Below are 12,436 nucleotides of genomic sequence, written 5' to 3'. Positions count from 1 at the left end.
TTCATTAAACAATTCAGATGATTGATAAATACTTTCAGAATCAGACAAAGAATCTGGGAAATAATTAATATTGACTAATTGCCATTCTATTATGTCATCTTTTGTCAATTCATTCACATTATTTTCTACTTCTGCATTTGTTATCGATGTGATAAAACAACATAAAAATAAAATGACAAATCTACTTACAATTTTTAGCATTATTAACCTCTATGATCAATTAGCTCTTAATAAGCGTGATTAATTTTTCTTTGTTTAATGTTATGTCATTAGTACAAAAATATTCATCTAATAAGTATTGTTTTTCAAATGATCTAACATCTACATGAATCCAACTATAAGTATGCCCAGATTTTTTTTCTCCTTTTGATGTTAATCCTATTGGTTCGGTGGTAAATAAATTTATTTTATCCCACTCATTTTGAGTATTAAGATAGGTTTTAAAAAAGTTATCACGAATATATAATAAAGGCTCAATATTATTTTTATTTAGTCCTCCAATAGCCCATGAGTTTTTATAAAATTGAATGTCTAACGCTTTTCCTCTGTGATTAGACGTTTTTTTCCCTTCTGGATGTTGGCTACAACGATAACCTGATGAAATTAATCTAAATTTGTAAACATCTTGTCTACCTAAATAAAAATTTAATGCACAAAATCCAAATAATAATGATCTATGTATTCCTGGATATTCATAAGGATTAGATTTTTCTGGGGAAGTATTTTGTCCTAAACTATTCCCAAATCCACTACATTTTTTAGGACTACACTTACATTTTATTTGAGACCAAACAGTATCACTAATTGCATATTCCTCTTGAAACTTATCAATCGCTTCAATCACTTTCATATCCACAACTCCTGTCTCTTCTACTTTCATGTAGTCGCGTTGGAATTGTTTGATCATTTTTTCTGTTCTTTCAGTGAATTCATCTGTAGGTACATTTCCACCAAAACCGGCTAACCTAATATTGATTTCTCTAATAATTTCATGTTTATCTCCTTTTCGGAATAGGATTTTGTCACCAGCAAAATAATCCACCATCGCCACAGGATGAATAAACCATGCTTTGCCGTCAGAAGATAGATTGGTTATTTGTGGTGTATCGTCATTCGTGTTGGTTTGATTATCGCTTGTGGTTTGTTCCTCTTGTGCTTGTAGTTCAGCAACTTGTTTCCACCAAAGTGACGGTTTAATACGTTGCTCTTTTTCAATTTGCCAATTCGACTTGACAATTTCGTGTGCTTCTTCCAGTTTTTCTAATGCATAGTTACGTTCATGAGGTTTGATTATGCCTGCTTTATGTAAAGCTTCTTCTAACGCTTTCTTTTTTTGTTGTTTTTCATCTTCAAATAAATCATCTATCTCATTCCATTTGCTTAAAGCCTCATCGGCATACCATTCACTTTCATATTTTAATAATAAATGTCCTATCTGCTCTGCAGTCCAACTGGTTCGTAAAGCATCTTTATATTGTTCAATGGTGAAAAAGCGTCCACTTGATAAAAACCAATATTTATCTATAACATTCTTTTTCTCCTCAGGTAGATTTTTTAGCAGAGGAATATTATTAATATTAATAGGACTTTGCTTAAAAATACGGAGTAATGCCAACATAGTTTCAGTACAATCATCTATATCTAATTTAGTAGATCTTTTTAGATTCAGTTTCTTTGATAATTCACTTATAGTGGCTTTCTCTTCTATTGTATTAAACCCTGACCAATGCCAAGGGGTGACACGTTTAATATGTTCTTGGGCATCAGTTGCTGTATTAACCCACCCTTTTATTGGCGAGCCTTGCTTATTGCCAGCTGTGACAAATACCCAAATTGCATTATTTTCATCAATGGCTATAGTAGAATAATCATGACTTAATGAGTCTATTGATAATGTTCGCGGATAGTATACGGTATCTTTTTCAGTAGCTTCTGGTAAGTTGCCCAGTGATAGTGGAAAGTTATGCCAATAATCTATCTTTGTATTGAGTTGTCCTGATTCTCCTTGTAGGTGTACAACATCTACTGATTTAATCCAGTAATGTTTGTTTTCGAGGATAAAACTAATTGTGAACGTATTATCACTATTATCTCTCGATAAAATTCTGGTAACATCACTCATAAGATCTACTTCATCGGGAATGTCATTTATTGTTAATTCGGGATAAGTGGATTGATAATAATCGATTAGCCAGCTTTTATCTGCTTGCGTTAAGGTGTACTTTTTGGGTTTATCGTTCGTATCTTGTGTATCAACATTTATTGAATCAAAAATACCACCCACTGTAGTATTAAATAAAAAAGGGAAAACTCTGGTTGGGTTAAAATACAGCGTAGGCAAATCTAAAGTATATTCAGGTTTAATTTTGACGTAATAATTATTCACATCGCCGATAAAATTGATGCCTAAACCCGTATTTAAAGAACCATCGGGTTCAGTCTCTTGGGTTAGCCTTGCATCTTTTTCAATTAAAACAATTGTTTTATCACTTTCAGGCAGATTGTCTGCTAAAGCACGCGTTTGATTAATAAATGCAGGTAAATCGTCACAAGTAAATAGTTCAATATGTGCTAATTTGGGTAATTTATTATCTGAAACTCGCCTTGTTGTGGCTAAAGGTACTTCCTCAGATTCGTCAAAGCGTTCTTTTTGGCTAACATTATGCCCTAAGTAACCAATAAACTCGCCTTTCGATATTGGGATAGGTGTTTTTAATACCACAATTTCATCTAATCTTTCGGGTTCAAAAGTGAGTGAACTCAGAGAAGATATTTTAACATAGCCTTGATGAGGTGAATCTTGATCACCATTTGGATTATTTAATGCAACAGGGACATAACAACCACTAATTTGGCGGATTTTGGCATAACCATTTTCTTGCCCGTTAAATAAAAAGGTTGCGGTATTTGGCAAATAAGCTAATTTTTGTTTTTCATTGGCTGAGGCATAGACGGTAATACCTTTCACTTTCACTTCAGCTTTACCTATTGCATTATTATCTTCTTTAACAACTTGATAATCAATTGTGGCATTTGCACTTTTATCAGTAGGAACAGGAGTAACATCACCGCTAAAGACATAGCCTTGAATATCGCCCAATTCACTAGTTACACCTTGTGAAGTTACTACAGAACCTTCAGAGATCGAAACAATTTTGTACCAATTGGTACCTTTCCTTTCACCTAAACGAATTTTACTATCTTTTAGTAATAAACCAACAATCTCAGTTTTACTTCCATTTATTCGTATCACACTTCCCTTAATTATTTCAGTTGTATCTGGACTTACTCTACCTGATGTAACAGACCAAAATTTGGGAGATAATATCTCAGTCTCACTATTTTGCATTCTTTGTTGATAACCGTACCAATCTAGCTGATGCATATATAAGCTGTATAATGTAATAGTCGGAGGTGTATCGGTTGAACCTGCAATTTTAGGCATTTGTAAATAGTGCCTAACCAATGTAAATCCGCTTGAAAAATAAGCAACGAGTTGCCCTTTGCAGGGAACTTTTATCTCTTGATAAACAGCTTTAGGGTAAACATCATTAATACGGTAAGCGATGACCTCACCATTTGCCATACATAGCATTTGATCATCATTATCGATTTTTCTCAAAACAGATTCATCTATATGGATTCCACCGTGCCATATACCATTTATTCCAAACGGGTAAAAACCGCTTTTAGTTTCTGATAAAGCTTTATAATAAGCGTCTTGACTTAATTCTTTTTCACCAACCGGAAATCTAAAACTAGTGATTTTTTTTATCGTCATTTTATTATGTCCTTATAAATTATTCCGAAAAGTTTTTGGAATTAAAGGTGATATGTTTTTTTAATAAGATTTCGAGTGCTTTATTAGGCGTATTTAGTTTTGTGGATAAATCATTGCTTGTAGCACTCATTATTTTTAATAACATTATAAGATTATTCAATCATTCTTCACTAGAGATATTTAAAATAGCAATGGGAAATTTAGTTCATGACTGTTAATGCATAATCATTATAGCTGATATGATCAGTTGATTCATGTATTGAGCCTTTGCTAACTTATTTAAGGATTTTATTAAATAACTTTTTCTATGTTTTTTTACATATAATTGCTTTATTTACTTTAATTTATAAAAGTTACTAAAAATAGTGTGAATGTTCAATTGTGTACACTAGAAAATTTACTCATCACTCCACAAACTCTTTTAAAATAATGCTCCAGATATATAGTGAACACCGTGAACACTTTTTTATAAAATTTTATTTTTATGGGGGGTAGGGGAAATTTCTACAACTTTTTGTCTTTAAAACCGCTCGCCCTCTTTCATTTTAACGCTAACCCGATTTTTTTAATTTTTATACTTTGTGTAGCAGGATAATAATATCTAATTTATGGGGTCATTTTTTGTTTTAGGTATACGTTTAGGTATACGATTATGTTTCATAGTTTTTCATTGTTATATTTTAAAAGGGTTTTATTGGTGCGATTAAGTTTCCCTTGGCCCACCAATTCACTATTTCGTAAGATTCATTTAAACCCACTAAAGCACACTAAATCCTGTAATATCAAGCTTTAAAGGCTATTTTAGTATTCCGTAAGCATCCAGCCAAGGAAAATGAATCTTTTGAAATTCACGCCCCGAATTTTGCTAAATGGCTAAAAAGAGTATCAGGTAATCAAGATAAAGCTAAAAATATCCTTGCTTCACTATATATGATATTAGCTAATCGGCATGACTGGCAATTGTTCCTAGAAGTTACAGGCGCAGGCGGTAGCGGTAAAAGTGTTTTTGCTGAAATCGCGACCATGTTAGCAGGTAAAAGTAATACAGTTATCGGCACAATGGACGCTTTAGAGAAGGCAAGAGATAGAGCCTTAATTGTGGGTTATTCATTGGTTATATTACCCGACCAACCGCGCTACATGGGCAGCGGTGCAGATTTAAAAGCAATTACAGGGGGTGATGAGGTTGCAATAGACCCAAAACACAAACAACCCTATTCCTGTAAAATCCCTGCCGTGGTATTGGTAATAAACAATGAAGCAATGCGATTTAACGAGCGTAACGGCGGTATATCTCGGCACAAGGTAATCTTTCACTTTGGCGAGGTCATACCCGAAAAAGAGCGAGATTTAAACTTAGTCAGCAAAATAGAACAAGAGCTACCCTCTATTGTCAGATTGCTATTAAATGAATTTACTAATCCTATAGAAGCAAAAGAAAGACTACACAAGCAACAACAATCAGAGGAAGCAACCGCAATTAAACGCAAATCTGACCACCTAGTCGATTTTTGTAGTTATCTTGATGCTCTTGATTATCCTAATGGGATGTTAATTGGCAATTTAGGCATAATACCATTTAACCCTAAGAAATATTTATATCATGCTTATATTGAGTATGTCCGAAACACAGGACTTAATAATCCGCTTTCACTGAACAGTTTTGGCTCATCATTAAATTACGCTATAAATGAAAACCAAAAGACTTATATTAAAAAACGTACTAATACTGGGATGAAAACAAATTTATAAATAAATTTAGATATGAGTAAAGAATGGCTTCCTAAAGCGAAGTAGATAATTAATTTTATTTTGCTTACTATACAGTTAATTATATAAAAATATGATGATTGTATATTTTAATGGTAAAGGATAAAGATGAAAATAATATATAAAGTTGTTTTAATAGGTATGTTTGTTATTACTTTAGTTGGATGTGATAACAAAGTTAAATTTGATAGAGTTGCTAGTCTAAATAATGACTCACCAGATTATGCACCTTATTCTAGATATATCAAAAAACAAATTTTAACATTCAAAGTCGATAATAAATTAGAAAGAATCATTACAGCTGAATATGACAAACAAGGTAGATGTATATTAAGTTATGCTGTTAGTGACATAGAAAATTTTAATTTTCGACTTGAAAGAGATTATCAAAATAATACTTTTAATGACCATATGAGTTTTTTTAGAATAAATGACAGAGGTCATATTGTTTTTGATTCAATGGGTAAAGAAATCGCATTTATTGGTGTAGCTACTGAAAATGGAAAATCTGAACAACTTCCTTTTAATAGTTTTATTTTTTATGACAATGATAAAAAGGTTTCTAGTGAGACTCAATTTGGAAATTTTTTAGTAAAGGGTAAAACTAATTGGGAAAATGATTTAATTACCTATAAGATAGTCTCTTATTTTAGGAAAGACGGGACTAAATTATTTTCTACAGAGATAGAATATGATTATGATAAGCTAAATCGAATATCAACAATAACGGATCGGTATGAATCTCCAGAGCGTACAATTAACTCTAAAGCAACCTTTACTGAATATAATCAATTTGGTGACTGGACAAAAGCATTTGTTGCCCACTCAGAATCAGGTAAAAAATTTACAACTATTGTAATTAGAGAAATAGAATACTGGTAATATTAGTACGTTAAAAAAGAAAAATTAGTCATTTTGATCAGCTCAGTATAAGCATTTATTGCCTTAAACTAAGATTAATAAATTAATTTGCTGCTAAAAAAATCAATGCTACTATATACATGGTTTTATATTAAAAATAATTAATAATATCAATTAACTTTATAAGGACATGAAAATGAAATTTTGTGCAGCTTGTTCAATGCCATTGGAAACAAATGAATTTTTAGCACTCCATAATGCCGATGGTGATTTTTGCATTTATTGTGTTGATGAGCAAAAAAAGGTAAAGTCATGCGAAGATATTTTTAAAGGTGGCGTTGAGTATTTTATAAATGAAGAAAACTACCCTAAAGAATATGCTGAAAAAATAGTCAGAAAAAATATGACATTGCTCCCATATTGGAAAGGTAATCCGTCTGCTTGCTTAAAAGGTGAAATGCTCTCTGATGAAGAATTCAATCAACTATTTTGCGAAAAATAAATGATATTTATTAAAGTAATTAATTGTGTCTAAACGAGTTTTTTCTCATTAATTTAGACACAATGATAAGCTATTACTTTGGAGTACAATCTTATGAAAACACCTGAACAATGCTTAGACATGAAGGATATTCGTAGTGAAATAGACAGGATAGATCATAATGTTATTACATTGTTAGCCAACAGATTTGCATATGTAAAAGCAGCAAGCAAATTCAAACACAATGCAACAGAAGTTCAAGCAAAAGAGCGCTTTAATAGCATGCTAGAACAGCGTAAACAGTGGGCTAGTGAGTTAGGACTAAATGGTGATATTATTAAAAATCTCTATTCTGATTTAGTTAGATATTTTATTGATGAAGAGTTAAAACACTTCAATAAAAAAGAACAATAACAATAACAATAACAAGGAATTTAGTATGGGTTATACTAACAAACAACAGTTATTAGATGAAATTAATAAAACAGCTAACTTGTTTATTGATGAATTTAGTTCTATTCCAGAATCTCAAAAAGATGTACTTATTGAAGGTGTAGATCGGACACCATCGCAAATGATAGCTTATCAACTAGGATGGTTAAATTTAGTTAAATCCTGGGATGATCAAGAACTTGCCGGAAATACGCCAATATTACCTGCTCCTGGCTATAAATGGAATCGGTTAGGGGATCTTTATCAGGAGTTTTATAAAACCTATCAAGGATTATCTTTAAACGAATTAATCCTATCATTTAAACAACAAATTGATGTATGGAATCATTGGATTAAATCTTTAAGTGAAGCGACGCTATTTACCAAAGATAATCGCAATTGGACTAAACCATACCCTGAAGCATGGACGGTAGCAAAATTTATTCATATCAACTCAGTAGCACCTTTTAAATCATTTAGAACTAAAATTAGAAAATGGAAAAAATTAAGTACAGCAATTTAAATTTAGACAACAAAGTTATTTCAATATTACCTTAGAGGGATATTATGGCTTTTTCAGAACAAGAATATAATCAATTATTGGAATTGAAATTTGTTGGAGCTAAGATAATTGAACGACTTGAACAAATGGAACTCGATTCCTTTGCTAAACTACGCGATACTTCATTAGAAGAAATCCTCAATAAAGGTGCATTACTAACAGGCTCTTCCTGCTGGAAAAACAGTCACCAAGCCAAAACCGCAATATTAAATATCTTAACCCTTGTTAAACAATCCTAGTTGTTTTAATTAATGCTCTGAAAATTGAATCTAATGATTAAGTTACATACTTTTTATGGTATAAGATTTAGTTGATATAGTGACCATACTTAATTAATTACTATTAAAAAGCGGAACTAATAGTACAGCCACAACTGCGGCATTATGTAAACCATAATAAAATATAAAATCATTATACAAGCCATGATAGAAGAAAGAATTATGTGTTAGGGTGTCATAAACAACATAAGAAATACAAGAAATTGCGGAGATAAACAAATAAAGAATCATTATAAAAAATACAGATGAACCATCTGTTTTATTATCATCACAACGCTTTGAAATAATATAGAGTAATATAAGTGTTAATATGACAAAAATCACAAAACATGGAATATTAATCCGTTGGGACACCCCAAATAATTTAGGTGATTTATTATAATTTTCAATGAAATAGTTTGTTGTTATAAACAATAAACCCGGTATTAATATTAAAGTTGATTTTATCCATGGTGATTTTATTATCATAATATTCCCTACTTCATTGTAATAATCATTATTTAATTTGATTATTAAATATTTTATAACAAAAACAGAAGTGCCAAAAATGAATTAAGTAGCAAAAGTCATTAAACTTAAATTAAGTCTTTGGGAATTAGTGTAGCTTAAACATACTTTAGGTGAGAAATCAGGTATCTTTCTTTGCCGGTAAATTATTTTATATTCATGTGTTATTTTAACTTGGGTGGGTGTCAGATAAATCATTATAAATGATTTATCTTTTTTATTTTAGTTTTCTTACAAAGTAGTCTTTTTCTTCATCTTTAAATATATCACTGCAAATATAATTAATAATAAATTCTATTACAATAGCAAGATAAGAGAGTAACATACCACCAAAGAGTATAATGAAGGTATATTCACATTTTGATGATACTGTCGTTAGATAAGTATTATCTGAAAACCAAACGTATGCTAAACAACAAATAGCTAAAGCACAACAAATGAATATCCAACCGAGAGCCATTTTTGTCATTATATTTCCTCATTTGCGTTAATTTGTATTTTTTCAAGAATGGTAGCATTAAAACTTGCTCTTTTTTGACCGATGACCATTTGTTTATTATCAATTTCCAAGGCATGTTCTATTGCGAAAGCTAAAGCGACCCAGTAATCGCATTCACCTGAAATACCAAATGTGGAACAAATATTATAGATATTTTTTATTGAACATAACTTATCAGTATATCGCGTTAAAACACTCACATTAGCTTCTGGAGATAGATTAGTTAACCAAATAGCATCAAAGTGAGCTTTATTATTTTTTTCTAGTTCTAATTCTCCCCATAATTCAGCATGTTTGAGTACATATTCAAGTTGCTCTCCTTCTTCGGTTCGATGTAAAGCAACAATACATGAATTATTTTCTTCTATATATTGAATAATATTTGTGTTATTAATAAGGTTTTTTCCTAAAAATAACATACTGGTCATTGCTTCTGCACTAAACGAAGTTGGAAAATCAAATAAATATAGACTAATGCAACATAGTAAATAATCATCGTTCGTTGAATCATCAAGCCAGCTATCAAGAAAAACAGTGCTTTGGTTTGCTTCAATCATCTGCCAAGAGTCAAATAGAGTGGTATCCCCTAATTTATCTTCCCAAATTTTTTTTACGTCCTCAGTAGATATAGGCACATCTACAAATAAGCGGATATGTTTCTGAAATTTATTGAACAATTTATTGTTTAAAATAGATAATACATTTTGCAATTCATTAAATAACTTATCTATTTTCAAGTGAAAATCATGAGGTTTTAGATTATCAAATTGAAATCTTGAGTAAATAATTGGATCTTGATCAACATTTGAAGAAGTAACCGGACGAGCATCAAAAGTCATTAGCTCATTTACAAATGCTTGTGCATGGTTACCCTGACCAAATTCAGAACTTAATTGATTAAAAATAACATAGAGAGGTTTTTGACCATACTCAATAAGTTGTTGTTTCCTTTCTTCCCGTAATTGATTCCAACTTTCAACATAGACTTCTTTACATCCACGGAAGAATAACCAAATACTTAGAAGTATAAACCAACTCATCATTGAAAAAGAAACAGCAATAATAATATGTTCTATTGTTATATTACTATTAAACTGAATTATATATATTAAAAGCAAACCAATTACAATGAATACAATTAGAGCGATTTTCCAAAATAATCGGGATAATCCTTTTTTTAATATTATAGGTTCAGGAAGAGAAGATAAATTTATAGCCATTAATCAATCTTACCAAAATTAGAGAGTGACGACATTAATGCACAGCCACAGGCTGTTTTATGCCCATTAAAAGCGACCGGCTTACCTTCATCAATAAATTGTGGATCACCTTCTATTATCGGATTAACACCATGTCCTTTGATTGGGCAAGTGACCAAATCACCAATCCGAGCTACTCCTTTATTGAATACTATCAGTTTTGAGGAAGCCGTAATTACTTTACCCCCATGGCTTGTTGAGTCTCCTAGGCGTATTACATTTTTCATTCTTTAATTTCCTTTATGTTTTATATAACAAAAACACATTTAAAATCAAAACACTATATATAAATTTATTATATTCTTAATGAAGAACCAAAAGGCTAGTTATCTTATAGTTAGACAATAATAAAAATATGTATAACTATAACTTGTTTTTCAAACTTGTCCAAAAAAATCAATAGTGCTTTTGACTAATATTTGGATTAAATTATTTTGAAATATGATTGGTTATTTTGTTCCGTTTCTTGAAAGTAAAAATAGATTAAGGCTCAATTCTTTATTTTTTGATAATGCAGTAAATAAGATAAAAAGTAAAATTGGAACTTCTGATAAAAATAGACTTCATTGCAAGTGAACTGAGTACAAAAAATAAGGGGCAGGTGATAATGTAGTGATTATTATTAACAATAAAGACAATAGTATACTTTATAGTGTTACTCAATTAAAAAAATCAAGGAGGATGTCGTATGAGACTCATTTTAGCGATAGTAGAATTTGGTATATTGTTCCTTTGGTCTTGTTCAGGAGGATGTGAAGAGAGCAAAAATAATATTCTATTATTATCTAATGGTAAAAAAGTAATTATATCAACTCGTTCAGATATACCATTAAAATTAGATGCGGTACAAATAGAGCCTGTCTCATTTTACTCCATGATTCATGATTATTGTGGCAAAGGTTTTTTTCTATTTAATGATGAAAATCTTGATTTGTTAGATCAGGATAAAAAATATTTATTTTATACACAGTATGTTGAAAAAAATATTGAACCAACTGCATTAAATATTATTCAAAATGGAAATAAATACTATTTTACTATACTCAATAATGGAGATCTTGTTTATAAAGCTTGTCAGCTTAAAGCTGGAACTAAAATTCTGTTCGACGCCTTATTGGTGAAGAGCTATTCGGATAATGAGCAATTTAATAGCATAGCAATAACCAATTTTCACGTTCAATAGCTTAACGGAATAGAACAAAACAAATCTGATAAACTGCACTAGCTATGCTGGTTCTCGCCTCAACCGTATTTGTATTTTTTGTTATTGATAGAGTAAAAAATTGCTATGCAGGTACTTTATGCCAATTTGATAATAAAGAATATTCATTACTAATCTTTAGTTACCGCTTACTTCTCTGGCTCTAAACTATCAATTGCTTTGTATTTTTTACTGGTATCAATTTGCAGCGTTTTATAACGTTCATCTTCTTCAAAATCCACTAGATTAATTTTTCGTCTTCCTTCATAAGTCACTTCTGTTATATTGCCATTTTTATCAAGATGTACATTTTTATTTTCGCCATTTAATAAGTACATAATATTAGTTTTTTCACCTTGCTGATTAAACAGGCTAGTTTCGGAAAAGTATTCACTACCTCTAGGGTAATATTTTTCTATAGAAACCACTTTGTTATGTTCATCTTTAGTTGTACGTAATAAATGGTCTCCATTTTTATCAAACTCGACAGCTAAAGACTCTAATACCGTTTTTCTATCTATACTATATCTTGTATTTTTAAAAAAAAGAACTTCTTCACTGTGTGGCCAGTATTCATATTCATGTTTAAAATAGGCTTTTAAAGTTTTTTTCTCAATGGAAATAATTTTCCCCATTTCCTTTATGACTTTAATATAGTTGGGTAAGGTAATAGCTTCTTCTATGGTGATAGGTTGTAGTTGTAAATTATCATCCAGAATAAAAAAGTGGTCACCGTTTTCAAGGTTTTTTAAGCTAGCTTGTTGCTGTTCATTGAGTAAGATATAGTCAGGTTTACGGCGATAAA

The 12,436-nt window shown here is 30.7% G+C and carries 14 protein-coding genes; 7 read left to right on the top strand and 7 right to left on the bottom strand.

Annotated features, from left to right (window positions below):
* A partial coding sequence (locus A9G11_RS14650; protein WP_218056161.1) for a hypothetical protein occupies nt 1-201 on the bottom strand: 201 nt, incomplete at its 3' end.
* A 19-nt stretch (nt 202-220) separates the two neighbouring features.
* Nucleotides 221-3,781, bottom strand: a complete 3,561-nt coding sequence (locus A9G11_RS13745) for a peptidoglycan-binding domain-containing protein (RefSeq protein ID WP_065620148.1) — start codon at nt 3,779-3,781, stop codon at nt 221-223.
* 930 nt (nt 3,782-4,711) lie between these two features.
* Here A9G11_RS13745 and A9G11_RS13740 point away from each other — a divergent pair.
* The 6 genes from A9G11_RS13740 (at nt 4,712) to A9G11_RS13715 (ending at nt 8,126) form a co-directional block, all read left to right on the top strand.
* Nucleotides 4,712-5,533: a DNA primase family protein gene (locus A9G11_RS13740; protein ID WP_065620147.1), complete on the top strand. Its 822-nt coding sequence runs from the start codon at nt 4,712-4,714 to the stop codon at nt 5,531-5,533.
* A 126-nt stretch (nt 5,534-5,659) separates the two neighbouring features.
* Nucleotides 5,660-6,433: a hypothetical protein gene (locus tag A9G11_RS13735; protein WP_065620146.1), complete on the top strand. Its 774-nt coding sequence runs from the start codon at nt 5,660-5,662 to the stop codon at nt 6,431-6,433.
* Nucleotides 6,434-6,608: 175 nt separating this feature from the next.
* Nucleotides 6,609-6,914: a zinc ribbon domain-containing protein gene (locus A9G11_RS13730; protein WP_065620145.1), complete on the top strand. Its 306-nt coding sequence runs from the start codon at nt 6,609-6,611 to the stop codon at nt 6,912-6,914.
* 93 nt (nt 6,915-7,007) lie between these two features.
* The gene (locus tag A9G11_RS13725; protein ID WP_065620144.1) at nt 7,008-7,307 is read left to right on the top strand and encodes an isochorismate lyase; all 300 of its coding nucleotides are present in this window, start codon (nt 7,008-7,010) and stop codon (nt 7,305-7,307) included.
* Nucleotides 7,308-7,332: 25 nt separating this feature from the next.
* Nucleotides 7,333-7,848, top strand: coding sequence for a ClbS/DfsB family four-helix bundle protein (locus tag A9G11_RS13720; RefSeq protein ID WP_065620143.1), 516 nt, complete (start codon nt 7,333-7,335; stop codon nt 7,846-7,848).
* Nucleotides 7,849-7,892: 44 nt separating this feature from the next.
* The gene (locus A9G11_RS13715) at nt 7,893-8,126 is read left to right on the top strand and encodes a Pathogenicity locus (protein WP_065620142.1); all 234 of its coding nucleotides are present in this window, start codon (nt 7,893-7,895) and stop codon (nt 8,124-8,126) included.
* 93 nt (nt 8,127-8,219) lie between these two features.
* Here A9G11_RS13715 and A9G11_RS13710 read toward each other — a convergent pair whose 3' ends face one another.
* The 4 genes from A9G11_RS13710 to A9G11_RS13695 form a co-directional block, all read right to left on the bottom strand.
* Complete coding sequence (locus tag A9G11_RS13710; RefSeq protein WP_065620141.1) at nt 8,220-8,633, bottom strand: hypothetical protein; 414 nt, start codon at nt 8,631-8,633, stop codon at nt 8,220-8,222.
* 256 nt (nt 8,634-8,889) lie between these two features.
* Entirely contained in the window at nt 8,890-9,141 is a 252-nt protein-coding gene (locus tag A9G11_RS13705) for a hypothetical protein (RefSeq protein ID WP_065620140.1), read from the bottom strand.
* Nucleotides 9,141-10,391 carry a hypothetical protein gene (locus tag A9G11_RS13700; protein ID WP_065620139.1) on the bottom strand — a complete coding sequence of 417 codons (1,251 nt, stop codon included), beginning with the start codon at nt 10,389-10,391 and terminating at the stop codon, nt 9,141-9,143. The genes A9G11_RS13705 and A9G11_RS13700 overlap by 1 nt, the downstream gene beginning before the upstream one ends.
* Entirely contained in the window at nt 10,391-10,657 is a 267-nt protein-coding gene (locus A9G11_RS13695; protein WP_065620138.1) for a PAAR domain-containing protein, read from the bottom strand. The genes A9G11_RS13700 and A9G11_RS13695 overlap by 1 nt, the downstream gene beginning before the upstream one ends.
* Before the next feature lie 461 nt (nt 10,658-11,118).
* On the opposite strand from A9G11_RS13695, the gene A9G11_RS13690 reads away from it, so the two are divergent.
* A complete protein-coding gene (locus A9G11_RS13690) occupies nt 11,119-11,613 on the top strand; it encodes a hypothetical protein (protein ID WP_065620137.1) in 495 nt (164 codons plus the stop codon).
* A gap of 167 nt (nt 11,614-11,780) precedes the next feature.
* Here A9G11_RS13690 and A9G11_RS14545 read toward each other — a convergent pair.
* Nucleotides 11,781-12,436 (bottom strand): hypothetical protein (locus tag A9G11_RS14545; RefSeq protein WP_176701288.1); only part of this gene is annotated, 656 nt, incomplete at its 5' end.

It is taken from the genome of Gilliamella sp. wkB108 (assembly GCF_001690195.1).
In the GTDB taxonomy this organism is placed as follows: domain Bacteria; phylum Pseudomonadota; class Gammaproteobacteria; order Enterobacterales; family Orbaceae; genus Gilliamella; species Gilliamella apicola_L.
This window is presented reverse-complemented; position numbering and strand designations above follow the sequence as displayed.